The sequence below is a fragment of the Mycoplasmopsis gallinacea genome, assembly GCF_012220205.1.
In the GTDB taxonomy this organism is placed as follows: Bacteria; Bacillota_I; Bacilli_A; order Mycoplasmatales; family Metamycoplasmataceae; genus Mycoplasmopsis; species Mycoplasmopsis gallinacea_A.
Genome location: NZ_CP047225.1, coordinates 1,028,023 through 1,054,079, shown reverse-complemented (window position 1 = coordinate 1,054,079; position 26,057 = coordinate 1,028,023). Strand labels below are relative to the sequence as shown.

Here is a 26,057-nt window from a genome sequence, read left to right as displayed (position 1 = left end):
TATTGTATATTACTTCCAAATGGCGGTTTGTTGGAGGTCAACGTCGCCATGAAGTACATCATATACAATAAATTTCCTTACATTGGGTTCTTGTCAAAAAAAGTCGTCTATCTGCAATAGATAAGTACGTCCACCAATGTGGTTTTATAAATCATATAGATAGAATAACAGAAGCGTGTAAACAGAGAAATAAATCTGTTTATATGCTTTTTTGGCTATTCAGAACTTTTTTACAAAGTTTATTTATCAGTAATGCAACAAATCCCCCTTTCACATTGGGACTAAGAGTGAAAAGAGATAAACGAGCAAGGCTCACTTCCTTTCCTAGACAGAAAGGGGGTGAGAAACATGAAACCATCTTCTTTTCAGACCACAATAGAAAATCAGTTTGACTATATCTGTAAACGTGCTATGGAAGACGAGCGAAAGAATTATACGCTTTATCTTTCAAGGATTGCAAAGCGTGAGGTGTCCTTTTCGGATGTTGGCGATTATCTTGTTAGCCAGTTTGCGACAACAGATAACTATTCAACTGACTTTCAGATTTTTACACTCAATGGGTTATCAGTAGGCGTTGAAAATGATTTGTTGAGTGAAGCATTACGTGAGTTGCCAGACAAGAAACGTGAAATTCTACTGCTGTTTTACTTTATGGACATGAGCGATTCAGAAATTGCAGACCTGTTGAAATTGAACCGTTCTATTGTCTATCGGCATAGAACCAGTGGACTAGCCTTAATTAAAAAGTTTATGGAGGAATTTGAAGAATGAAAACACAATATCCTATGATTCCCTTTCCTCTCATTGTAAAGGCAACAGATGGCGATACCGAAGCGATTAACCAGATTCTACATCATTACAGAGGGTACATAACGAAGCGTTCCCTACGACTTATGAAAGATGAATATGGCAATCAAAGTATGGTCGTTGATGAAGTCTTACGTGGAAGAATGGAAACCAGACTGATTACAAAGATTTTGTCATTTGAAATTAAGTAATATCCTCTCTCCTTTCGTGGAAGCGTGCTAAACCATTCCACGCTTCCCGAACAGGGAGGTTTGTTATTCCACCAAAGCATATTGAGCTTTCAATGTGTTTTGATAGGCTAACGAGCCATTGTTCTTTGAAAACTGAATAAAAGTAATCGAATACGTTTCGATAAGAAAAGAGCCAACGGAACTAACCGCCATGACCTATCTTATAAAGATAGCGAGCGATTCATGTTAGTGATCCGAGAAGCAATCTTTAGCAGGATTGCCTGCAACGACATTCTTATCGTGATAATGATACTCCCATGCAGTCAATAGTCCGAGCGTGATAAAACCGTCGCAGGCAATGAGTATGGCTACATGAGAACCATGCAGGGGTGGAACTCCCGTGAGCTTTGCTAAAGCTGTTCGATTGCTGGTAAAACAACTTTTATGAAATCCAAATAAGTGATTTGGAAAGGAGGATTTTATGAAGCAGACTGACATTCCTATTTGGGAACGTTATACCCTAACCATTGAAGAAGCGTCAAAATATTTTCGTATTGGCGAAAACAAGCTACGACGCTTGGCAGAGGAAAATAAAAATGCAAATTGGCTGATTATGAATGGCAATCGTATTCAGATTAAACGAAAACAATTTGAAAAAATTATAGATACATTGGACGCAATCTAGCGTCGCCAAAGGGTCTTGTATATGATAAAATAGTATTAAGTCGTATCAAGGCTCTTTCCATAAAGGAAAGGAGCAAATGCCATGTCAGAAAAAAGACGTGACAATAAAGGTCGAATCTTAAAGACTGGAGAGAGCCAACGAAAAGACGGAAGATACTTATACAAATATATATATATATAGAAGGACATAAAAAATATGAAAAAATCAAGAAAGATGTTATTAATGGGCTTAGGTGGTATTGTGACAATAGCACCTTTTAGTACCGTAATTAGTGCTACTCCTAGCTCTGCTGAGAAGCAAGATAAAAAGCAAGAATTAGAAGAAATCGCTAAGGTTCTTCAAATAACAAATATAAATAGCTACAAAGATAAGCCAAAATCAATTGGTGAAGGTTTTATCATTAATCCAAAACAGTATTCATGAGATGATCCTACATACACATACGATATATATCTGGATTCAGCATATGATTGGAACACGGATACAGGAGATGTTTTACTTTTTGGGCTTAATAGAGACACTGGTGAATCAACAAGATTTAAAATAGATTCGTTTTTTGTCTCAGAAATAAATGTTTTAACAGGAAAACTCAAAGTTAAGTTCAAACTACGTTCAATTGATGAAGGTTATGAAGACGTAACAACTGATACTTGACAAGAAAGAGATATTTCTGATATAAACGGTATTACTTGAAATAGTTATCTTGATGCTATAATTAGCGATACTGATGGATATGGAATAATACCAAGAGACAATGCAGCGAAAATAGATGCTGATTATTCTCCCGAAACTAAATTACCTTCAAGTGTTGATGTTAATGAATTATTCAAAAAAACACATATAAGTGATAGTATGCTTTCATATTGGGTTAAATTTGCTAGAGGTGAAAAAGCTAGTCATAATGATAAAGACGGAACTTATTCAATTAAAATCTTCCCCGAACTTTTTGCACCAAGTAATTTTTCAGCGGAAAATATTGAGAATCCACTTGATCCAACTAAAACTGTTATCAATAAGTTAAAATGAATCAATTGAGCAGATAATAATTTTAATAAAATTTCATATACACAATCGACTTTTGATGGACCTAAAACTTTTACAACAGAACATGACAATCATAAACCATCAGATTATACAAGCTCAAAAGGTTATGTTATTACATTAAATGGGTTTAAAACTGAAGGACAAAGACTAAATGAACAACTTCCAAATATAGGGCCATTTAAACTTAAAGATCATACAATATCAAATACTAATCCTGCTAGCGATAACACTATAGATAGAGTGAACTGAATAACATATGAAGATGCTAAACAAGATAACCTTTATTCTCAAAGTAACAATCCGGATTCAGGGTCAATATTTGATTGACACAAAACTGAAGATGATAATAACAGAACAATTACTATTACTTATGATTTAAAATCTACAAGACAGACAGAAGGTGGTTTTACAGGAGATGTTACTTCTAAACAAGTTACAATTACTTTAAAATTCCCACCAGCTGGCACACCAGTAATATATAGACAAACTAGAAGTGAACAAGATGAAATAAATTCATTAGATGCTAATTTTACAGCAGATCCTGAAAAACTAGCTTCATATTTTGACCTTACAGATGATAGTAAAAAACCACAAGGTACTGTTACAGCAGATTCTACAAATAAATATACAAGAACAGTCGAAGTTAAAAGTATTTCAGGTTATAATGACGCAGACGGAAAGTTAAAATTAAAATATGTTATTAAATCTGTAAAAAATGATACTTCTAGCGAAACATTTGAATCAACTGAAAAAGAAATTGAAATTCCAGGATATTTAACAGAAGCAAATAGAATTAAGAAGTTGAAAGAGAAAATAAAAAACCAAACTGATTTATTTACTTACAACGGCGGGAAGAAAAAAGATAAATTACCTAGTGACCTTTCTATATCAGATTTTACCGCTAAGAATTTAGATGCAGAAAACGCTGAGTTAAAAATTACACAATTGAGACCAGATAATCAATCAGGTAACGTAAGCCTTGATTATGCTCTTAAAACAAAGAAAACAGCTGACGATCTTTATCATAGTACTTATTCAAGTGAGTCTAATAAAGTCGACCCAAGCACTATAAAAGAAGATAGTAATATTAATGATAGTGGTTATAAAACAAACCGCGATTTAGAAAAAGAAAGACTTAATAATCTAGCTATTACATTAGACTATCCAGATAAGTCTACAATAATGCCATCTACTCTTACAAGTAGTGATCAAGATAAAGTAACATATGACCATAGCCAACTATCTGACGTAAATGTTGTGATTGATTCTATACAATCAAAAGAAGATAGATATGGAAGTGTAGATGTAAAATATCACTTTGTTTCAACAAAAAATGGAATGACTGATATTGTTTCTAGCACAAAAACACAAACTATATTAGGATTTAAAACAGAAAAACAAAGATTAAATGAATTATCTGTTAATCTTGATTATCCAAATAAAGATCAAATACTTGCTACTAATGCAAATAAAGATGATCTTACAAAAGATCCTAATACATATGATAATGCAAGTTTAGTAATTGATAGCATTGAAAATCAAAATAACCAAGAAGGAAGTTTAGTTGTTAAATATCATTTTGTTTCAACCAAGCCTTTTCTTCAAGATATCATTTCGACCTATAGAGAACAAACTATTCAAGGCTTTAAGAAATTAGATCCAAATGATTTTGATGTAGATGCTGTTACTCCTAATTTTGAATCAAACCACAATCAATTACCTTCTTATTTTGATTTAAGTTCAAGTGATAAAACACCTGCTTATAGATTAGAACAAGATCCACAAAGTAAATATACAACAACAGTTGAAATTCAAGAAGTTGCTGATCAAAATGATAAAGACGGAACTTTAAAAGTTAAATATATTATTAAAGCCACAAGCAAAGAAGATCCATCAAAAGTGCTAACATCAAGTCAAAAAGAAGCAACAGTTTCAGGATATAAAACTGAATTTGAAAGATTAAACGAAATGGATGTTACTTTTGATTATCCTGATAAAAATTTAATTTCTCCGAATAAAGCTATTGATGATTCTATAACTTGAAGTGGCAATGGTAGCGATTCAACAGTTCAAATTGTAAGTGATTCGCTTTTAAAAGATGACGCTACTGGGACTATTTCTGGACAATATACAATTACTTCGACAAAAAATGGTATGGAAGATGTTTTTGTAACTAAAAACTTTGTAATTCGTGGATTCTTAGATGAATCAACTAGATTAAATAATTTAATTGATAATCAAGATGTATCAAAATCAATTAGTTATGATGATCCGAATGTTCCACAAGAAACAATTAAAGCTTCTTGATTTATGCAAAATCCAAACTGACAAAATTTAGTGCGTAAATTGGTTTTAACTCCTGGTGGACTTCAAAATAAATCTGAAATTATTATTTTAGATAATCCAACACCGGATGATGATGAAGGTACACTTGCGGTAAGATATAAATTAACATCGACAAAATCGGAGCTTGAAAACTCACCAGAAGAAGATAAAACATCAACTAAAATTGGTGTGCTTAAAATTTGAGATTTTCTAACTAATTTACAAGAGAGAAAAAACTTATTAATAGATGATTTAAACCGTGAAAAAGAAGAGTATAAAAACAATCAACCTGGGTTAACAGAAGAACAAGCGGAAAAATTTATTAATTTAGTTAATGATGAAGCTACAGACACAATTCCAAAAGTAGATCGAATTCAAACACAAGCTACTATTCGAATCATTAAAAATGAAGCAGAAAAATTAATTTTCTTAAATCCAAAACAAAGAAATGAAATGAATGATGCTTTTAGTAAAAAGAATTTAACACTACAAGAAGCTGAGAAAATTTATCATGATTTTTCAACAATTAACTCTAAAATGAAGATTTTAAAAGATGGAGTTAAAGAGTACGAAGATTTAATTGCAGATCCAAATAATGCTAAATATCAAGAAGCAGAGCCTCTTTCTAAGAAGAATTTTGATGATAACTTTGCTTTTGCAAAAGAATTATTAACTTCCGATAAATTTGATGGTAAAAATCTTGATCCATTACAAAATGGACAAAGACCATATAACACATTAGATACTTTAATTTCAAGTGAAACTGCAGAACGTAGTTTGGCATTTGATTATGCTAACTTGCATCCAAATAGAGAAGAACAAAATCCACCTGCTGAAGAAAGTGAAGAAGCTAAAGAGTTTATTAACAAATTAGTAATTGATGCTAATGGTATTCATAAATTAACTAATAAAGAAATTAAAGAAATACTTGCTGAATTTGACAAGCTCGGTGTGAATAATCCTAACTATATTGAATTAGCAGATGAAATGATTAGATTTAATAATTTAAGGGATCTTTTAAAACAATATCGTGATAGTTCAGTTGATAATCCTGATTTTGATAGTTTAGAAAAAGAATTGATTAAGCTTTCTATCTCACAAGAACCATATGTTTATAATAAATCGAATGTAATTACAGCATGAAGAAGATTATTTAGTGATTTAATGGAATTACAAGATCAAGCTACATATGAAGTTAATTTAGTTCATTCGCTGCTTAACAATAACTTTGATTCGTTTATCTCTGAGACTAATTTAGCTAAGCCAATTAATCGAAATAGATATTCAGAATTTAAAACTGAGCTACTTAATAATAATTACTTTAATTTAATGAACAAAGAATCGAAAAACCTAAGTTCTAAAGAAAAAACAGCTTTACAAAACATTCAGAAAAAAGATGCATCTAATGTGCTATATAGCGCTTTATTTAGACATTACCTAGGTCAAAGACCACTTGAAAGATTGAGTTTTTGATGATGAGTTGTACTAACACTTATTACTTTAGGAATTTTTGATTTAATCTACTTATTGTATTCAAAAATTCAAAAAAGAAAATAAGATAAGAGACGAATTGTAAAATTCGTCTTTTTCTTTGTAAAAATATTTTTAGGGCATTTTCAAAATAAAAGTTTCTTATTGTAAATTATTAAACGAATTGTCACTCTTGTTTGTTTCTTTTAATATAATTATATTGAATTCTTAAGAATTCAACACAAGCAATTCTGATATTAATTATTGAAATAAAATTTAAGTATTGAATTAATAAAATCAATTAATTTTGTATGTTAGTTTTTGGTTTTACAAATTCAATATTTGTCCTACAGCACGGGCCTTCTTTTCTTTCGAAGAAAAGAACCAAAAGAACTTCAAAATTCATAAAGAAATTGTTGATTATAAAATATGTTTTGTGATATTAGTTGTTAATGAATGCAACTTTATCTTTTCACTCTATATCTTTTTCAAGTAAGTTATAAAGTTTTAACAAAATCTGTTCACTTCTTTCAAGTATTTTGATTATCTTTTGTGCGTTTTCATTTTTAAGAATTTCGTTGGGGAAATGTCTTAATTGTGACTGTGCTAAAGTGAATTTTCTAGAATTTACAATTGCCTTTGCAATCACATGTACTTGTGGGATAGAAATATCTCACCCTTTAGCTAAAGCATAAATTTCGGTTTCATTTAATTCGGATTCTTCAACAACTTTTGCAATATATTTCTTATTATTGATTTCGAAATACAAGTTTTGGTTTACATCTAAACATAAATTAATATCTTTTCCGTTTTGTGAAAAAAACATTAATCTTTTATTATGTTCGTCGTAAGGGGCGAGCATTTTATTTTTATACATAACAACCCCATTATTTACTCTTCTTCTAATTCTTAAAGAAAAATCATAAATGTTTGAATTATGATCATTTTTGATAAATTTGGTTTCTTTATTACCTTCTGTTTTTTGAAAATGTTTGTTATATTCGTCAATAATTTCTTCGCTTCTTTTATTTAATTCATCAATAGAATCAATACCTTTATTTTTAAATAAATAAGGGTAATAATTTTGAGCACTAGCAAAAGATCTTTCCACATTTGGCTTATCTTTAGGATTAGATGACACAAATAAAGTAATTCCTCTATCGATTAAAGCCTCTTCAAACATTGTGTATGTTTTTTCTGAACCTCAAAAAGTTCTTCTGCGATCTGTTGTTATATTTGAAGGAAATCCATATTTTTTAAAGAGTTTATCAATTAGCTTTTGGTAACCCACATTTGTTTCTTGCTCTTCACATTGAAGTTCAAGTAATTTACCTGTAGCTGAATCAATTGCGTGGTAAATGAAAACTTTTTTATCCCCAAAAAATATTTCTTGACAAGCATCTAATTCAACATTTTCACCAAATTTTAAATGTATATTTTTAGCTTGATAAACGCTTTTTCTTTTCTTCTCACGCTCATCAATTTCTAAAGAACCAATTCTTGTGAAAAGTGAAGTTTTTTCACCAATTTCTTGTTTAAGCAATCTTCTAATTTTTCTAGATTCTCTTTTACCTTTTCTTGTCATTTGGATGTTAATGAAACCTTGCTTTTTAACTCTTCTAAAAGCTTGTGAATAACTAATATTAAAATTTTGTTTTACTTTTTCATAATAATAAAGTCAAAAAGGAGCGGTATTAATAGTTGCATTTTTAGGGAAAAATTCTTCAGAAAAATCATAATAATCACACATAATTTTATTTATAGTTTCATCATTATATTTGAGTGCATTTTCATTTTTTCTACCTTTGTGAGCAACGTTAAAAGTACCATTTTCTATAAATGGTTTTATTTCTTGTTTGTATCTAATTATTGTTCTGACACTGACGTGATACATCCTAGCAAGTTCTTTGTTTGTTCTTTTGTTTCAAAACCTTATAATACCTGCTATTATTTGAGCTTTTCTTTCTTCATAATAGCTCGTTTTTTTATGTGTTGTTATTTTAAAGACACCCATAGTCACTCCTTTATTAATTAAAATTTTATCTAAGATGTAGATTTTTAATTTTAAAACTCAAGGGTGTGACATTTCGTTTGCTATTTAATAAAAAGTCAAAAAATGAACTTATTAAATGCTGAAAAATTATTTAATGATATAATGAATTAAAGTTTTTAAAGGAGTAAAAATGATTGTAGCAGTTAGTGGAATGATATCTTCGGGAAAAAGTACTTTAGTGAAGCAATTAGCCCAAAAATGCGGTGTAAACAATTTAATTTTAGATGAGTATGATCCAAAAGATTTTGTTTTCGAAAATCTTTTAAGTTGATTTTTACAACACAAACCTAATGTTGGATTAAGTTTTGATATTTATGTTATTGATAGCCACGTAGAACGGGTACATCAAATCCGTGAAAAAATGGTTAAAAATAATCTTGAAAATAGTTTTATTTTCCTTGATCGCTTTCCACTTGAACATTGCATTTTTGCTTTTGTGGATTTTGGTTATATCCAAGACAAAAAATACTTGCAAGTATATAAAGCAGGGTTAAATGAATTAATTACTCCTGAATCTTTACCGGATTTTGTGATTTACTTAGATATGGATTTTGAGACCTTTAAAAAACGTCTTTTTAAAAGAAATCGTCCAGCAGAAGTAAATAATTGAAGCAAGAACATTACTTACTGAGAAAAGCTTCATAGCATTTACAAAAAAGAGTTTATTAAAATGTGTGAAGAATTTAACGTTCAGTACCAAATTATAGATACAAACGGTAAAAGTGAAGAAGAAGTTTTCTTGCAAGCACAAAAGATCATTAATGATGTAAAAATCCAAAGAGGTAAAAATGAAAATAGCAATTAGTGGAATGATTTCTTCAGGAAAAAGCACCTTAGTTAATCATTTAGCATCTCATTTCCAAAAAATAGCTCCTTCAGATTTTTTAAAAGAATTCAAAGAAGATGATGAAATTTTTAACAATCTTTTAAAATGACATCTAGAACATATTCCTAACGTGACATTAGCTTTTGAAACTTATGTTTTAGATTCACATATTAGCGAATTAGAAATTAAAGAAGCGAACTTAAAAAGTAAATACAAGCAGTATTATATCTTTTTGGATCGCTTTTCAGTGGAGCATATTATCTTTAGTAAAATTGCGTTTGATACTAATTCTAGGCAATGAAAAGCTTATCAAAAGATAGCTAATAGTTTAATTAATGCTAGCAATATCCCTGACTTTGTAATCTTTTTAGATTTAGATTTTGAAACCTTTAAAAAGCGGATTTTTGCTCGGAACCGTGAAGTCGAAATAGCTAATTGAGAAACTAATGAAGCTTATTACAAAAAGCTTCATAGCAATTATAAAGATAACTTTATTTCTTTATGTAATCAGTATCAAGTGCGGTATGAAATTATTGATACTAATGAACTTAATGAAGAAGAAGTTTTAAAAAAAGCAATTGCTCTTATTAATGCTTTTGAGCTTAAAAAATAGGGATAAAAAACTATCACAAGATTTTGTGATAGTTTTAATTTTTAATTATTGTTTGCTAATTGTGATAATTTGAAAATTGATTTTTTGCTTAATGTCATAGCTCAAACAAGAGCAAAGTGAATTAAGTAAGGAATTGACTGTAAAATTGGATGTACAAAGATTCCGTTTGAATTGATATTGTTAAATTGGTTTGAACCTGGAGAGATAAAGCTCATTACATAAGATATTATGTGGCTTGTTTAATTGTTATATGAATTATCAATTAAAAGAGTAAGACCTGCTCAAGCCATTTGTAATCCCATTCACACTAAAAGAAACACTAAAAGTCATTTCATGCTATTAATTCTTCTGATAAAGAAAATAGCTACTAAATATAAATAAATTGCTCTAAATGTGAAAAGATAAGCTGAACCAAGGATTTTTGAATCATCATCTAAGCTATTATAAACTTGAAAATCCACTGGTCAGTTTTTGCTATAAACCACAGCAAGCATAATGTAGTGTAAAAGTAAGAATCAACCAAGGATTACACCGGTAAGACCAACAATGTATCCTTGTGATAATTTTTCTTTAGTTTTAAGGTAATGACCCACAAAAACAAGGGTAGCAGTAACTAAAAATAAAATAAGGAATGAAATAAGACCAGGAAAATCTTGCATCGCAAATAAATTATTTTTAAATGCTACTGATGAATTAAATTGCACATTGTTTTTAAAGTGATCAGCTGTGCCTAAAAACACCTTAAAGTCAATGAAAATAAATAAATATAAAGCACTTAAGATTAATGATGCAAGAATAACTCATTTGTAAACATTAAAAGCATGAAGTACTTTTTTCAAAGTTAAATTGTTCATATTTATCACCTTTCTTTATTTGATAAACTTTTTGTCCATTACACCAATGTAGTTAAGGTTTCTAAGTTTTTCTTGGTAATCAAGCCCAAACCCAACTAAGAAAGCATTTTCTACTTCAAAACCAAATTTATCAGCTTTTAAATCCACCTTACGGTTATATGGTTTATCCATTAAAGTAAGAATTCTAAGGGATTTTGGATGTCTTTCTAAAAGCATTTTTTTGATTTTATCAAGCGTAATTCCGCTATCAATGATATCTTCAATAATTAACACATCTTTATTTTCAATATCATTATCTAAGTCCATAATAATTTTAACACTACCACTAGAAGCATGCGAACCACTATAGCTACTTGCAATCATAAAATCAAGCACATGATCTACATCAATATCTTTTATCAACTGAGCTAAAAACGGCACAGATCCTTTTAAAAGCCCAACTAAAATAAGATCCTTGCTATCTTTGTAAGTTTCATTTACTCACACTGCACATTCTTTAATTTTGCTTTCAATAAAACTTTGGTCATATAAAATTTTTTCAACTCAAGGGTGTTTACTTTGCATTATTTCTCCCTTTTTTGTAAGTATTAAGAAGCTCTAAAGCTTTCTCAAAAACCTGCTCTTCGTTTAAAGTGTTTGTGTCGATAATTTCATATTTAATGTTGTATTTATTAGCAATTTTAATGAATGTTTTTTTGTAAGTATTGTACAGAACTTGGAAGTAATCTTTGTTTTTTTCTCAGTTATTAATTTCAACTTCTCTTCCTCTTTCAAAAATTCTCTTTTTGAAATTTTCAAAAGAAACATCTAAAAAGATTGCAAATTCAGGTACGTCATGCTCGCTTACTAAATTGTTAAAAAGAGCGTCGTAAGAACGAATAACTTTTTTAGGTAAATGGCTTAAATTTACTTTGGCAAAAACATAATGCTCTGCACTAAAACGATCTAAGAAGATAAAGTCACTATCTTCTTTTAATTTCTTTTCGTTAAAAAGTTTTACAGTGTCACTAACACAAGCAATATGCTTTGAAACGACATAAGCTTGGAATGCTAAGTCCAAATTTTCTTTTCTTTCATAAAATCAGTTAAGCATTTGATTAAAGACATCATCATCTTCCATAAATTCATCTAATAAAATTGAATTTTCTTTAAAATGATGTGCAAGTTTTTTGGATAGTGTGCTTTTTCCACTACTTATCATTCCAGATATTCCGATCAGCATATTAACTCCTTGTTATGTAATTATTATTTCTTAGTTTTGTTTAAATGAATCAATTCTAATTGTGTATTTAATAGGTGCTTCAACTTCAAGAACATCACCTACTTGGTGTCCCATCATTGCGCTTGCAAGTGGGCTGACGTTAGAAATTTTTCCTTCAAATGGATTTGAATCGTGTGAACCCATGATAATAACAGTTTTGCTTTGTCCTGAATCTTCACCTTCAACAACTGTGAAAGTAACTTCACAACCAATTCCAACATATGCAGATTCTGCATTTTCAATAATTACAGCATTATCGATAATTTTTTCAAGCTCTGAAATTCTACCTTCAACAATACCTTGTCTTTCTCTAGCTGCATCATATTCAGCGTTTTCTGAAAGGTCACCTTGAGCACGAGCTTCTTTAAGAGCCGCTTGTACTTCTGGACGTTCAACGTTAATAAGGTGTTCGTATTCGTCTTTATATTTTTTTAATGTTTCTTGGGATAAATAAATTTTTTCTACATTTTCCATGTCTTACCTCTTTTAATAATCTGTAAATTAATTTTACTTTATTTTATTTTCAATTATTTCACTTTTAACAATAAATAAAAATTTACTATCTAAATGTGAAATCTCTCACCTGATATCTGAAATGTAAAGATGATTTTTAAGCGACTTAATTTCATGGTTAGCAAAAAGGTCAATCTTAGCAGCGATCATACCATTAGGCTTTAATTTTGAGTAATACTTATCAAATAATTCATTAATATCTTTTTCAGTATTGGTAATTACTAAAAAATCAATTGTTTCATCTTTATACTCTTTAAATGAATGTGGAAATTCACTTGGAAATTGCTCTTTAGCTTTCTCAATACCAGCTAAATCTAAATCTTGGCTAATAAAATACACATCTTGCTTAGTTTTTTGGGCTAACGCAGCATAAACGAATGGATCATTTTGTGCAATGATTAAAACATCTTTATATGAATTACGATAAACAGTATTAATTAAAGCTTCAACATCTAAATCTTTTGCTTTTGACTTAAAAAATTCTTTAAGTTCAAAAGGAAGAAGTCCAACATCGTTTCTTAATGATTCAATTTGAATCATCGCTTCAGCTTTAGCCTTATCAGCATATTTTTTATTAATTTTATACACCGCAACTCTAGTAACTATGAAAATGATAACAGCTAATACCAAAGCAACTACTGCACTAATTATTAAAGCATTTCTAGTAGCTGGCGAAATATTACTTGAAGAAGTTCCTGCTATTTCATTAGTTGTTTCTAATAGAATATTCATCTCATTTACCTCTGTAATAATCTAAGTAATCTTGCAAGATAATAACTGCAGCAAGCTTATCTTTATGTTGTTTTCTTTTTTGACGTGTCATTCCAGCATTAATCATTACTTCTTCAGCTCTAATTGTGGATTTTTGTTCATTAACATACATAATTGGCAAATCAAAATTTTCTAAAAGCATCTTGCAAAAATCTTCTACCATAAGAGTTCTTTGACTTTTTTCACCACTGATTTTAAGTGGATAGCCAAGGACAAATCCACCTATTTTATAGGTTTTTAAGTACTCTTTGATTTTATCAATAGCGCTATTAAAATCATTTTCTTTAGGGAAAATAAAATTTTCAAGTCCTGAAGCAATAACTTCACTTTCGTCAGTTATAGCAAAGCCACAAGTTTTAGTTCCTAGATCAATTCCTAAAACTCTCATTTAATACCTTTAATAACTTCAGTTATGTCTTCGTTTGAGTTAATTTTACCCATTGATAAAATTGCGTTTCCACCACCTCTACCGTTTAAGATGCCAAAAAGAGCTTGAGCAATTTTGTTTGAATCTTGAGCTTTAGAAGCTACTACAAGCATTTTTAAATCCCCTTCTGAAGAAGCAACTACTACTGCAAGCGGATTTTTTTCTCTAAGTGTTGTAGCAATTGTTTTAATGTGAGCTTTATCTAAGTTTGAAACAATAATAAATTCTTGGTTATTAATTGTCTCTTTAGCTACATTTTCGTAATCAAAATCAACATTTGATTCTTTTTCTTTTAAAAGAGTTTTGTAATCTTCTCTAATTTTTTCAATTGCATTTTTAAGATAATCAATAGCTTCTTCTTTATCTTCAGGGATGTTAAGTTGAAAAGCATAATTTGGATTAAGTTTTTCGTTTCTTTCGATAGCTTTATTAGCTTCTTCAATGAATTTGTTAAGTTCTTCTTCTAAGAATTCTTCAACTAAAATGTTTGAGCTAATTGCTCTTACCCGGTAAACTCCAGCAGCTTTTTTCTCTACGTTTGTGATTTTAAAGTTTTCAAGTTTAGCAGTATTTGAAAGGTGAGTTCCACCACAAAGGTCAGCAGTAATTCCTTCAAATTGAACAATTCTTACATTTTTAGGATCCATATATTCAGCTTCTTCTAAAGTCATGATTGCACCCATTTCTTTAGCTTTATCTGTAGTCATATTTAAGTAATTACGTTTAACATCTTTAGCAATGTATGAACGAACTAATTTTTCAATTTCCTTAATTTGTTCATCGCTCGGTTTATTGTCAGCTGGCATATCGAAAGTTAAACGTTCTTCATTATTATCTGAACCAAGTTGTTTAATTGAATCACCTAAAATGGTTCTTAAAGCACAGAAAAGAAGGTGAGTTCCACTGTGGTTTCTTTCAAGTCCTAATCTAATGGCTTCATCAACAAAACATTCAATAGGATCAAAAACATTTACTTTTCCTTCAACTTTATGAATGTGGTTTCCGTGCTTGTCTTTAAATACATCTAAAATAATGATTCTGTTTCCATTTTGCACCATATATCCACGGTCATGTTTTTGACCACCGCTTGTAGCATAAAAAGGCGTTTGTTCTAAAATAAGGTAGCTAATTCCGTTCGAAGATTCAATATTTTTTTCAGTATCTAAAAGTGCTAAAACATTAGTTGTGTTATGAGTATGTTCATAACCAATGAATTGATCCATTTTTTTAGTAATAAGAGCAAGTGAGTTAATTACTTTGTCCATTCCCGAAACTTTAGCACCCTTAGAAGCTTCAGAATGACGCTTACGAGCTTCTTCGAACTGCTTATAATCAATTTTAATGTTATTTTCAGCTAAAATTTCGCTGGTAAGCTCAATTGGGAAACCATATGTTTCAAATAACTTGAAAGCTACATCGCCAGGGAAGATTTTAAGATCTTCTTTTAAAAAGTCATTTAATATTGCTTTTCCATTTTCAATAGTTTTTGAGAAAGCAAGTTCTTCATTTTTAATTACTTCAGCAATTGGCTTAGTTTCATATTCAAAAGGAAGTGAGTTTTTTACAACTTCTACAAGTTCATTTAAGAAAATTTCTTTACGAACTTTTAATTGCATTGCTTTATAAACACTTCTACGAATTAATCTTCTTAAAATGTATCCACGTCCAACGTTTGAAGGTTTAGCCCCATCGGCAATAGCATTAACCACTGTTCTCATATGATCGGCAATAACTTTAAATGAAGTGTTAATTTCCTTTTGCTCTTTATCATTGGTAAAGTAGTTATTAGTATCATATTTATAATCTGTATATTCTTCAATTTTAGCAATTATAGGTAAAAATAGGTCAGTATCATAGTTAGTAGGAGCATCTTGCATAATTGATACAATTCTTTCAAATCCAGCACCAGTATCGATATTTTTTTGCTTAAGTTCAGTGTAATTTCCTTCACCATCTGAATTGTAAGTTGAAAAAACAATGTTTCAAATTTCAATGTAACGATCATTTTCAATATCTTCTTTTAAAAGCTCAATTCCACGTGAATCATACTTTTGGCCACGGTCATAGAAAATTTCAGTATTTGGTCCACAAGGTCCTGATCCTACTTCTCAAAAGTTTGTATCTTTAGTTCCTGGGATTAAGTGTGATTCATCAAATCCATGACTCATTCAAAGATTTTTAGTTTCTAAATCTTCATAGTAATAAGTAAAGTAAAGTTTAGCTGGATCTAATTTTAAATGCTCAAGTAAAAATTCAACAGCAAAAGCAATAGCTTCTTTTTTAAAATAATCACCAATTGAGAAGTTACCAAGCATTTCAAAGAAAGTATGGTGTCTTGCTGTTACTCCAACATTTTCAATGTCATTAGTTCTAATGGATTTTTGTGAGTTTACAAGTCTACGTGAAGGTGGAATTTTTTTACCTGAAAAATAATCTTTTAAAGTAGCAACTCCACTATTGATTCATAAAAGTGATGGATCATTTTTAGGAATTAAATTTTGTGAAGGAACTAAAAAGTGATCTTTGCTTTGGAAAAAGTCAATTCACATTTGTCTAATTTGTTTTGAATTCATAATAACCTCTAAATATATGTTAATTGTTTATCATCTAAATAAACTTTTTCAATTACTGCACCACCAATGCATTTTTCTCCATCATATAAAACAACTTGTTGCCCTGGAGTAACTGCTTGTGATTTTTCTGGATAGTATATTTTTATTTCATTGTTATCTAAAAGTTCAATGCTTACTTTAATATCATTTTGACGATATCTAAATTTAGCTGTTAAGTTATTTGGATCATAATCAGTATTATTTAAATTTAAATTTGAAGCAATAAGCATATTTGAATCAAGATACTCGCTTCTAGAAGCAGGAGCTACATATAAAATATTTTGTTTAACATCATGACCGCACACATAATATGGCTCAGCCATGCCGCCAAGGTTTAAACCTTTTCTTTGTCCAATTGTGTAATAAAAGCACCCAACATGTCTTCCAACTTTTTTACCAGTTGTAATATCAACAGTATCACCATCTTGAGCTGGAATGTAGTTTTGAAGGAATTGACCAAAGTTTCTTTCACCAATAAAGCAAATTCCGGTTGAGTCTTTTTTATTAGCAGTAGCAAGTTCTAATTCGGCCGCAATTTCTCTAATTTTATCTTTAGTTAAATCAGCAAGAGGCATAATAACTCTTGAAAGTTGCTCATGTGAAAGCTGGGCTAAAAAGTATGTTTGATCTTTGTTTTGATCTTTAGCACGATAAAGATGTCCATTTTCAACTTTAGCATAATGACCCATAGCAATATAATCTGCACCAAGTTTTTCAAAAGCATATTTCGCAAAAGCGCTAAATTTGATGTATTTGTTGCATAAAATATCTGGATTTGGAGTTCTTCCTTTTTTGTATTCTTCGATAAAGTTTTCAAAAACGTTATCTCAGTATTCTTGAACAAAGTCAACTCTTTCAAGTTTGATGCCTAATTTTTGTGCAACCTTAAGAGCATCATTGTAATCTTGCTCTTGAGTACATACTTCTTGATTTAAATCTTTATTCCCTAAAATGTCATTGTTCGTAAAGCTATCTCAATTCCGCATATAAAGGCCAACAACATCGTAGCCTTGTTTTTGTAACAAGTATGCAGCTACTGACGAATCTACTCCACCACTCATTCCAATAACTACTTTTTTACTCATTATTTCTCCTTATTATAAGTAAAAATATATTTTTACTTAATTTTATCTTAATTTTTAAAATTGCGGGTGTGTTTATTATTTATTTTATCAAGTTTTTCAAAAATAGGACTAAACAAAAAGTAGCAACTACAAAAATTGCTACTTTAAAGATTTTTAAGCCTTATTTAAAAGCTTTTTCACTCTTTGTTTATATTTTTCAATATCAACTTTTTCAACTAAAAGATGGTCAATTTTTCACTCTTTTAAAAGGTTATAAGTTTTATCTACAATTTCTTTATCATGAAGCTGTTTAAGGTGGTGTGTATCTGATTCAAGAAGAATTTTAACACCTTTTTTAGCTACTATTTGTCAAAATTGCTCAATTGGATATTTGTTTCTAAAAGCACTTCCAATCATTCTTGGACCTTTTCAAAATCCATTAATATTAAATCCAAGTGGAAAATCAAGTTCAAGTGCTAATTCACAAATTTTGTTTGCAAGTTCTTCGCAATTCTCATCTCATTCAACATATGATTTCATATAAAAATCAGGATGCACTGCATAAGCAAATAAACCAGTTCTCATCCCTGCGCTTAGCGAATCTCAATATCTTTGAAGTTCTTTTGCTGTATTGCAATTACGGTTATAGTTATTCTCTGGATCTAGATTTTCCACAGCATGAATTCCTAAAATTAAATAATCTACATCTTCTCTTTGTAAAACTTGGCGATACCAAGAATCTTGATTTGGGAAATATTCACTTTCAAAACCGGTGTAAATTTTGACATTCGGATATTTCTTACGTGCTTTTTCAATATCTGCAATGTATTGATTCATTTCACTTAAATACATACGTGAATTATCTTTAGAATCAAGTTCTCCAGGGTAGGGGATATGATCTGAAATACCTACTTCTAAGTATCCACGAGCAGAATATTCTTGTAAAAGATCATCAATTGTCACGTCTGCATGTTTACATAAATAGGTGTGATTGTGGTAATCGTGTTTCATAAAATCCTTCCTTTTATCTTTTTATAATATAATTTGCATATGATTAGTAATATTAAAGAATCTTCACTTATTAAAAAGTTATTAGGTTATTCACATCGTGATAGCAATTCAGGCCACATCGCAAAAACCTTACTTATAAATATTCATCAAATTGATAAATTAAATTCAAGCGAAATTGCTGAGCTTTGTGCCACTACTCAAAGTAGCATTAGCAAGTTTGTGAAAAAATTAGGGTTTTACTCTTTTAGCGATTTTAAAGGAGAAATTGTTAAGTATCGTAATAAAGTTCAACTTAGTAAAACTCAAGGATATTTAAAAAATCAAGAACTACTTAATAAAACAATTAACTTTGCTCAGCTAGTGCTTAAATTTGACTTTACTAAAATCATTAACGCAATTAAAAATGCTAAGAAAATCGTTATTAATGCTTCTGGTGGGGCTTTAAGAGCTTCTGATGAATTTACCACCCAGCTTCAAAGAGCAGGATATAATGTTTTTTTACCTGATAGCTTTTCAAACCGCTACACGCAAGCTATTGTCTCTGATGAAGAGACTTTAGTGATTTTTATTTCCAACTCTGCTACAACAATGGAAACCTTAATTCCAACTTTACTTTGCAAAAACAAAGGCTCAAAGATTGTAGCAATTACTAATAAAATTCCTAATGATTTTGCAAATGAATTAACTTTAAGTTTCCAAAAATTTAACTCAGAGCAAAAAATTGATCCATTAGATTTTCATTTGTATTTAAATATTGTCTTTACTTATTTGCTTAATTTGCTTTAAAAACCACCTAAAAGGCGAATTAAGAACATAACGCAAGCTAAAGCACAAAGTAAAAAAACAAAAGGTAAATATTTCATGAAAGTTTGGTATAGCTGTCTTAAATATTTTTCATTTTCATCTACTACGTAGGTGATTTTTTTCTTTTTTCGTAAGTAAAAGAGCAATGCAGCTACCATTATAAATAGAGCTGCAAATACACCTGTAAAGATTATTATTCAAATCATTTTTATTTTTTAAGATTGTTCATAATACGGCTATAAACCATTGCTTTAGCACCAAAAACAGATTGGACTTGGTCACCACTTTCAACGACACCCATTGCGCCAAGCGCTTTGATTTTATCACGATCAACTTTGTCTTTATCAATAACTGAAATTCTAAGTCTTGAAATGCAACTTCCAATTTCGGTCATGTTTTCAAAGCCACCATAAGCATTAATTAATTCTTTTGATAAATTAATATCTTCTTCTTTTTCGTTTTTAAGAAGCTCTTTAGTTTGCTCGCTTATTTGCTGTGTTTCTTCTTTATCTTTATTTGCTGTTTTTTCTCTAAATTCTTTTTTACTCATTAATTTAACTTCGTTTCCATTTCTACCTGGTGTACTTAAATTCATTTTGGTAATTAAGAAGTAAAATACGAGAAGATATTCAACAAAGAAGACAGGTCCAAGAACTCAAAGCATTCATACACGATCAATAATTTCGTATCCTGAAAGGTTGTAAATTAATCATGTAATAATTCCTTCACCAGTTCCTGAAACCATACCTGCACCTGCAAGATACATAAACATATATGTAAATCCGGTCATAAGAGCATGTACAAGTCAAAGTACTGGTGCTACGAAAATAAAGGTAAATTCAATTGGTTCTGTAACTCCTGAAAGTACAGCTGAAGATACAGCACCAAAGATAATTGGAGCAGCTACTTTTCTTTTATCTTTAGGCACAGCTAAAAACATAGCTACAGCAGCTCCTGGAAGAGCAAAGATATTAGTTGGATATGTTCCGTTTGAAATCATTGAATCTTGAGCGGTAATTCTTTGACCATGTTGAAGTTTAGCAAGTAAGATTGTGTAAAACCCATTAAATGTTTCTTCTTTACCTTCAACAATGAATTTTCAAGTTCCACCAGCTGGTGTATATCTTAAAATAGCATTTGGAACATTGTGAAGTCCAAATGGAAGAAGTAATCTGTTGGTAAATCCATATAAGAATGAACCACCAGCTCCCATTAATCTAATTCCTTGTCCCATTTTACCAATTGCATAGTAAATATATACTCAAATAGCATTAAAAGGCAACCCGATAATAAATGAAGTTAAAAAGGTTGCAACTGGAGAAAATTTAGCTCCTCCAAAAAACGCAATTGCTTTAGGGAATTGCAATCTGTATGTATATTTGTGAGTCAAATAACCGATATAACCAGCTAAAATACCACCAAGAGCATTTAAATTGAATGAATTTGAATATTTTCCAAACCGTTCAATTAATTCTAATTTCCCTACTTCTTTAGGGTCTAAAAGTGATTTTAAACTTGAATATTTTAAAAGCACATTTCCTGCAAAATAAAGACCAATTAAGGCACATATTCCACAAAGAGCTGAAGAAGCTTTTTCTTCTTTAGCAAGTCCAGCAGCAATACCAATTGCGAAAAGAATATCTAAGTTATAAATTGGAGCCATACCAATTAATTTAATAGCATTTGCAGCTGCAGCAAAATTAGCATCTTTCATTGCACCTGTTTTATTACCGGCAGAAATCATAATGTAACCAATTGCACCAATAATTGCCATAATTGGCAAAATTGAAACTGGTAAGATTAAACTTCTACCAAATCTTTCCAAACCACTACGGAACTTACTTCAAAAAGTTCTAAGCGGATCTGGGATAGTTACTTTTTTAATCATCAAAAACCTCCATACCTAAATTGTGCATAATTTTTGAGATTTTTTTATTCTTAAAAAGAATAAAAAATATGAGCCCAGGCTCATATTTGAAATGATTTGTGTGTTAAAAGAAATTATTCAACAACAACGTCAGCACCAGCTTCTGCTAAAGCTGCACGGATAGGTTCAGCTTCTTCAGGTTTGATGTTTTCTTTGATTGTTGCAGGTAATGCATCAACGATTTTTTTAGCATCCATTAATGAAAGTCCTAAAAGATCTTTAACTACTTTGATGATTGCAACTTTTTTACCGTTGTCAGCTTTAAGAACAACTTTAACTGATGATTTTTCAGCTTCTCCACCTTCAGCAGGAGCTGCAGCAACAGCAACAGCAGCTGTAGGGTCGATTCCAAATTCTTCTTTCATTGCTTCAACAAGTTCCATAACTTCTTTAATTGACATTTCTTTTAATGATTCGATAAATGTTTCTTTTGTTAATTTAGCCATTATAAATACTTCCTTTCTTTTTTTAATGCTTTTTAACTTTTTAGAATTTAATTATTCTGATTTTCCTTCACTTACAAGTTTAAGTGATAATGAAATTTGTGATAAAGGAGCCATCAATGAACGTGCAAGAATTGCAAGAGCTTCTTCGTATGAAGGAAGAGATGCAACTTGTTTAACACCTGCAGCATCAACAACTTTACCATCAAATGTTCCGGCTTTAATAACCATGATTTTGTGTTTTTTAGCAAATTTTACTAATAATTTAGCTGCACTCATTTCGTCATTTTGAGAAAATGCGAAAATGTTTGGACCAACTAAGTGTTCTGATAAATCAGCATATCCAGCTGCTTGAGCAGCAAGTTTAAATAAACGGTTTTTGTATACTTTAATTTCAACACCCATTGCTTTAGCTTCTTTTCTTAATTCACGAAGTTCAGCAACAGTAAGTCCACGATATTCAGCAAATGCAACAGCTTGTGAAGAAGCGATTTTATCTGAAATTTCAGCAACAACTTCTCTTTTTGCTAATTTGAACTTTGATTCTGACATTAACTGCCTCCTTTCAAATTATATTTGTTGCAATACAATAAGGAATGAGATACACTCGGTAACATATTAAGCCTAAGCCGTTACTGTCTTTATGTATTGCTTATTTATTATAATCAAAAAATTTTTATTTCAAAATGCTTTTTGAGAATTTTATAACCCTAGCAAAAGGTAATAAAAACTTCAAATAGAAACAAAAATTGTATTTGAAGGAAAGTAAGATCTTATTTAAAGAATTATTTTTCGTTTTTGTATATTCCATAAAGTAATGCACCAATACCAATTGTGAAAATTACCTTTAATAATTGCGTGTAAAAAATATAAAAAATTCACCTCTTAAAAGAGATGAATTCATGATTGTGAGTAAATTATTTTGCCATTCTTGAACGAATAACGATGTAAGGCATTAAAGCCATAACTCTTGCTCTTTTAATAGCTGTAGAAACTTTTCTTTGGTGTTTTGCACATGTTCCTGTTTGAGATTTTGATTTGATGCTTCCTGTAGCAGAAACATATTTGTTTAATAATTCAACATTTTTGTAATCTACGTAGTGTGTGTTTGATTCACAAAATTCACATACTTTTCTTCTTGGTTGGAAACCTTTTTTACGTTTGAAATTCATTTGTACTCCTAAAATATTTTAAATATTATTATAAGTCATCTTCGCTGCTAAAGTGTTCACCAAGTTGGTGATCAATTTCAGAGCTTTGTGAAACTTCTTCATTAAATGTTACAGATGGTGTTCCAAAGCTGTTTTGAGCTTGGTTATTAGTTGTTTTTGGTGTGAATGTATTTCTTTGGAAATTATTTAATGATGAATTATCTCCAGAATTTCCAAGTCTTTCGTTAATTGATTGACGATTTTCTAAAATACGAATTCTTTCCACATTAACTTCATAAGATCTAACTAAAGTATTAGTTTGGTTTGATCTATAAGTGTTTGAATACAAACTCCCTTCAACAGCAACTAATGTCCCTTTAGGGATTCTATTAGCCATTAAATCAGCTGTTCCATTTCACCCTACAAGAGGAATGAAGTCAGTAACTTCATTATTACTATTTGAACTTCTACCGTAGTACTCGCGGTTAATAGCAAGTGAAACACGTGCATAAGGCACTTGTGAGTTTGTATAGTTTAACACAGCATTTGATGTTGTACGACCAATTAAAATAACTTTGTTCATATTGCCACCTTGTAATTTAAATATTTAATGAATTAGTTTTGTGAAGATTCTTCTTTGTTTTCTTTACGTGGTCTGTTGAATGTTCTTTTTGCACCTTCAACTGATCTGTTTCCGTCTTTTTTAAAGTATGGTTTTTTGTTGAATTTTTTAACTTTTTTGTTTAAACCTTTTTCTGAGTCAAGGTTAATTGCAAGAAGTCTTCAAATTTCTTTTACGATATTTGAACGACGTGTAAGTTCTTGAACGCTTTTAGCGTCTTCTGTTTCTACGTTAGCAAGAACGTATTGAGCATGTTTTGATTTGTTAATTTCGTAAGCTAATTCGTTTCTCTCTAATTTTTCAGCTTTAACTGAGTTTTCACCGAATACTTCATTAAGTAAATCGAATGCAACTTTAACGTCAGCTTTAGGATCAACGATAAGCATAATTTCGTATTTTGTCATTTTTTCTCCTTCTGGTCATTCTGGGCAAAAAATTGCCAAGGAGTATTTTTCATTAATGTTAAAAATATACTCTTATATATTATAAAGTAATAATGAAAATAACTAACTAGACCTATTTACTTTTTAAGGTCTATATTATAGACTTATTGGTAAAAAACGGTGAAAAAATTGAAAACTAAATTTTTCTTTTTTAGCTAGGTTTGCACATATCGAAAAACTAAATTTTTTCAATTTCGTAAAAATTTGTGTATATTATATTGATATGAAAAATTTAGTTATTGTTGAGTCACCAAATAAGGTTCAAACCATTAAAAAATATCTTGGAAAAGATTATGAAGTCCTTGCTAGTGTAGGTCATATTTTAAAAATGAAAACTAGTGGACAATTTGGACTTGGAATTGATTTTGAAAATTGAGAACCTGAATATTCACTTGATTCTACTAAGAAAAAAGTAGTAGAACAACTTAAAAAAGGTGTTAAAGAAGCTGAGCATGTTTATATTGCAACTGACCCGGATCGTGAAGGGGAAGCTATTGGAGAACATCTTGTTAATTATTTAAAGATTCAAGATAAATATTCACGTTTAAAATATAATGAAATTACTGAAGAAGCTATTTTAAATGCTTTAAAACATGTTGGAAAAATTGATGAAGCTTTAGTTGATGCTCAAAAGGCGCGGAGAATGCTTGATCGGATTATTGGATTTAGATTAAGCTACCTTATGAAAAATAAACTTAGCAATTCTCCAACTAACCCATCAGCTGGAAGGGTGCAATCAATTGCTTTAAAATTAGTTATTGATCGTGAAAGAATTATTCAAGCTTTTATTCCTGAGCAATATAGTAAATTAACAGCTATTTTAGCTCAAAGTAAATTAGAAGCTTTTTACTTTAACCCTGAAAATCCAAGCGAGAAAAAAGATTGAATTTTTAAAGAAGATCTTGATAGCCTTAAAACTTACTTTGAAAAAACTGATAAAAAATTAACAGTTGCAGATGTTAAATCAACTGAAAGAAAAGTAAGTGCTATTCAACCATTTAAACAAGCTGTTTTATACCGTAAAAGTCCTTTTTCATCAGCTGTAACTCAAATTGCAGCACAAAAACTTTATGAAGGTTATGGAGATGGTGGACTTATTAGTTATCCACGTACTGATTCAACTCGCTTAAGTGATACTTTTGTGCGTCATGGCCATGAGTTTATTGCTAAAAAATGAGGTAAAGATTACATCTCTGAAGAAATTAAAGGTTTTAGTGGCGATCAAAATGCCCATGAAGCTATTCGTCCAACTAGCTTATATCTTGATCCAGAATCAGCTAAAGCACAATTTAGTGAAATGACTGAACAAGAATATAAGTTGTATAAATTAATTTATGAAACAACTCTTCAAGCTTTAATTAAACAGCCTAAGAGAATGAGCACATCTTACACATACACTAATGGTGAGTATCAATTTAGAAATAATTTCTCAAAAATTACTTATGATGGATATTATGTTGTAACAGGAATTCCTGCTGATGATATTGATCCAGGATTTAAAAAAGGTGATGTGCTTGATGTAGATAGTTTCATTTTCACAGATCATGAAACTAAACCAATTCCTCGTTATAATGAAGGAACATTAATCGAAGCACTTGACGAAATTAAAGTAGGTCGCCCTTCAACTTTTGCCACTACAGTTAAGATCTTAAAAGATCGTCAATATGTAGAAACCAAAGATGGAACACTTTGACCAACTGAATTTGGAACTATTGTTTTAGATAAGTTAATTAACTCATTCCCAAAAATCATTAACGAAGATTACACAGCTAAAGTTGAAGAAGAGCTTGATCAAATTAGTGAAGATAAACTGAAAAAAAATACAGTTATGGAAGATTTTTGAAAACGCTTTGAAGAAAGCTATAAAGAAGCTTCTGAAACAATGGAAAAAACAACTTTAAAAGTAACTCAGCTTGATGAACCATGTCCAGATGATAATGGAATTTTACTTGAAAGATTTAATAAAAAAGGACAAAAATTTATAGGATGTAAAAACTTCCCAAATTGCAGATATACTCGAAGTATTGAAGGTGAAGCGCAAAAAACATTCAAACGCAGTTTTTATAAAAAATCTGCTTCTAAATAATTAATAATTGCACACATACCAATTTTTGGTATGTGGATTTTTTACACTTTTTACAACATGATTTATAGGAGTAAA

The 26,057-nt window shown here is 30.1% G+C and carries 26 protein-coding genes; 9 read left to right on the top strand and 17 right to left on the bottom strand.

The features are described from left to right. Positions 1-348 precede the first annotated feature (348 nt). The 5 genes from GOQ20_RS04010 (at position 349) to GOQ20_RS03990 (ending at position 6,588) form a co-directional block, all read left to right on the top strand. Complete coding sequence (locus tag GOQ20_RS04010; protein WP_167845506.1) at positions 349-810, top strand: sigma-70 family RNA polymerase sigma factor; 462 nt, start codon at positions 349-351, stop codon at positions 808-810. Then, positions 768-998, top strand: coding sequence for a helix-turn-helix domain-containing protein (locus GOQ20_RS04005; RefSeq protein WP_000857133.1), 231 nt, complete (start codon positions 768-770; stop codon positions 996-998). The genes GOQ20_RS04010 and GOQ20_RS04005 overlap by 43 nt, the downstream gene beginning before the upstream one ends. A 379-nt stretch (positions 999-1,377) precedes the next feature. Then, positions 1,378-1,662, top strand: coding sequence for an excisionase (locus GOQ20_RS04000; protein ID WP_443093813.1), 285 nt, complete (start codon positions 1,378-1,380; stop codon positions 1,660-1,662). A gap of 81 nt (positions 1,663-1,743) precedes the next feature. Further along, a complete protein-coding gene (locus tag GOQ20_RS04895; protein WP_198911688.1) occupies positions 1,744-1,842 on the top strand; it encodes an integrase DNA-binding domain-containing protein in 99 nt (32 codons plus the stop codon). Positions 1,843-1,857: 15 nt separating this feature from the next. After that, a complete protein-coding gene (locus tag GOQ20_RS03990; RefSeq protein ID WP_167845505.1) occupies positions 1,858-6,588 on the top strand; it encodes a lipoprotein 17-related variable surface protein in 4,731 nt (1,576 codons plus the stop codon). A 355-nt stretch (positions 6,589-6,943) separates the two neighbouring features. On the opposite strand, the gene GOQ20_RS03985 is transcribed toward GOQ20_RS03990, so the two are convergent. Then, positions 6,944-8,587, bottom strand: a complete 1,644-nt coding sequence (locus GOQ20_RS03985; RefSeq protein WP_167844923.1) for a hypothetical protein — start codon at positions 8,585-8,587, stop codon at positions 6,944-6,946. A gap of 97 nt (positions 8,588-8,684) precedes the next feature. On the opposite strand from GOQ20_RS03985, the gene GOQ20_RS03980 reads away from it, so the two are divergent. Together GOQ20_RS03980 and GOQ20_RS03975 are read left to right on the top strand one after the other, a co-directional pair. Next, positions 8,685-9,359 carry a deoxynucleoside kinase gene (locus GOQ20_RS03980; RefSeq protein WP_167845615.1) on the top strand — a complete coding sequence of 225 codons (675 nt, stop codon included), beginning with the start codon at positions 8,685-8,687 and terminating at the stop codon, positions 9,357-9,359. After that, entirely contained in the window at positions 9,343-9,993 is a 651-nt protein-coding gene (locus GOQ20_RS03975; protein ID WP_167845504.1) for a deoxynucleoside kinase, read from the top strand. Before GOQ20_RS03980 ends, GOQ20_RS03975 begins: the two co-directional genes overlap by 17 nt. Before the next feature lie 41 nt (positions 9,994-10,034). On the opposite strand, the gene GOQ20_RS03970 is transcribed toward GOQ20_RS03975, so the two are convergent. The 10 genes from GOQ20_RS03970 to GOQ20_RS03925 form a co-directional block, all read right to left on the bottom strand. Then, a complete protein-coding gene (locus GOQ20_RS03970) occupies positions 10,035-10,208 on the bottom strand; it encodes a hypothetical protein (protein WP_167845503.1) in 174 nt (57 codons plus the stop codon). Positions 10,209-10,232: 24 nt separating this feature from the next. Then, a complete protein-coding gene (locus GOQ20_RS03965; RefSeq protein WP_167845502.1) occupies positions 10,233-10,847 on the bottom strand; it encodes a hypothetical protein in 615 nt (204 codons plus the stop codon). Positions 10,848-10,862: 15 nt separating this feature from the next. Next, entirely contained in the window at positions 10,863-11,411 is a 549-nt protein-coding gene (hpt, locus tag GOQ20_RS03960; RefSeq protein ID WP_167845501.1) for a hypoxanthine phosphoribosyltransferase, read from the bottom strand. Next, positions 11,401-12,069 carry a deoxynucleoside kinase gene (locus tag GOQ20_RS03955; RefSeq protein WP_167845500.1) on the bottom strand — a complete coding sequence of 223 codons (669 nt, stop codon included), beginning with the start codon at positions 12,067-12,069 and terminating at the stop codon, positions 11,401-11,403. Before GOQ20_RS03955 ends, hpt begins: the two co-directional genes overlap by 11 nt. Positions 12,070-12,099: 30 nt before the next feature. After that, positions 12,100-12,582: a transcription elongation factor GreA gene (gene greA / locus GOQ20_RS03950; protein WP_167845499.1), complete on the bottom strand. Its 483-nt coding sequence runs from the start codon at positions 12,580-12,582 to the stop codon at positions 12,100-12,102. Positions 12,583-12,615: 33 nt separating this feature from the next. Then, on the bottom strand, positions 12,616-13,353 hold the full coding sequence (locus tag GOQ20_RS03945) for a BC85_0335 family putative methyltransferase (protein WP_167845498.1): 738 nt from the start codon (positions 13,351-13,353) through the stop codon (positions 12,616-12,618). Further along, positions 13,328-13,780, bottom strand: coding sequence for a Holliday junction resolvase RuvX (gene ruvX / locus GOQ20_RS03940; protein ID WP_167845497.1), 453 nt, complete (start codon positions 13,778-13,780; stop codon positions 13,328-13,330). The genes GOQ20_RS03945 and ruvX overlap by 26 nt, the downstream gene beginning before the upstream one ends. Continuing rightward, complete coding sequence (gene alaS / locus GOQ20_RS03935; RefSeq protein ID WP_167845496.1) at positions 13,768-16,392, bottom strand: alanine--tRNA ligase; 2,625 nt, start codon at positions 16,390-16,392, stop codon at positions 13,768-13,770. Before alaS ends, ruvX begins: the two co-directional genes overlap by 13 nt. A gap of 8 nt (positions 16,393-16,400) precedes the next feature. Beyond that, a complete protein-coding gene (mnmA, locus tag GOQ20_RS03930) occupies positions 16,401-17,516 on the bottom strand; it encodes a tRNA 2-thiouridine(34) synthase MnmA (protein WP_167845495.1) in 1,116 nt (371 codons plus the stop codon). A 153-nt stretch (positions 17,517-17,669) separates the two neighbouring features. Then, the gene (locus tag GOQ20_RS03925; RefSeq protein ID WP_167845494.1) at positions 17,670-18,506 is read right to left on the bottom strand and encodes a histidinol-phosphatase; all 837 of its coding nucleotides are present in this window, start codon (positions 18,504-18,506) and stop codon (positions 17,670-17,672) included. 39 nt (positions 18,507-18,545) lie between these two features. Here GOQ20_RS03925 and GOQ20_RS03920 point away from each other — a divergent pair, with 39 nt between their 5' ends. Continuing rightward, the gene (locus GOQ20_RS03920) at positions 18,546-19,292 is read left to right on the top strand and encodes a MurR/RpiR family transcriptional regulator (protein WP_167845493.1); all 747 of its coding nucleotides are present in this window, start codon (positions 18,546-18,548) and stop codon (positions 19,290-19,292) included. Positions 19,293-19,518: 226 nt separating this feature from the next. On the opposite strand, the gene GOQ20_RS03915 is transcribed toward GOQ20_RS03920, so the two are convergent. From GOQ20_RS03915 to rpsF, 6 genes are all read right to left on the bottom strand, one after another. Next, entirely contained in the window at positions 19,519-21,198 is a 1,680-nt protein-coding gene (locus tag GOQ20_RS03915; protein ID WP_167845492.1) for a PTS transporter subunit EIIC, read from the bottom strand. 113 nt (positions 21,199-21,311) lie between these two features. Further along, complete coding sequence (gene rplL / locus GOQ20_RS03910) at positions 21,312-21,683, bottom strand: 50S ribosomal protein L7/L12 (protein ID WP_129620071.1); 372 nt, start codon at positions 21,681-21,683, stop codon at positions 21,312-21,314. A gap of 51 nt (positions 21,684-21,734) precedes the next feature. Next, positions 21,735-22,232, bottom strand: a complete 498-nt coding sequence (gene rplJ, locus GOQ20_RS03905; protein ID WP_129620072.1) for a 50S ribosomal protein L10 — start codon at positions 22,230-22,232, stop codon at positions 21,735-21,737. 365 nt (positions 22,233-22,597) lie between these two features. After that, positions 22,598-22,852 carry a 30S ribosomal protein S18 gene (gene rpsR, locus GOQ20_RS03900; protein WP_129620073.1) on the bottom strand — a complete coding sequence of 85 codons (255 nt, stop codon included), beginning with the start codon at positions 22,850-22,852 and terminating at the stop codon, positions 22,598-22,600. A 28-nt stretch (positions 22,853-22,880) separates the two neighbouring features. Continuing rightward, positions 22,881-23,414, bottom strand: coding sequence for a single-stranded DNA-binding protein (locus tag GOQ20_RS03895; protein ID WP_167845491.1), 534 nt, complete (start codon positions 23,412-23,414; stop codon positions 22,881-22,883). Between the two features lie 32 nt (positions 23,415-23,446). Further along, positions 23,447-23,857: a 30S ribosomal protein S6 gene (gene rpsF, locus GOQ20_RS03890; RefSeq protein WP_129620075.1), complete on the bottom strand. Its 411-nt coding sequence runs from the start codon at positions 23,855-23,857 to the stop codon at positions 23,447-23,449. Positions 23,858-24,119: 262 nt separating this feature from the next. Between rpsF and topA the strand changes: the two genes are divergently transcribed. Further along, positions 24,120-25,982, top strand: a complete 1,863-nt coding sequence (topA, locus tag GOQ20_RS03885) for a type I DNA topoisomerase (protein ID WP_167845490.1) — start codon at positions 24,120-24,122, stop codon at positions 25,980-25,982. Positions 25,983-26,057: the final 75 nt, after the last annotated feature.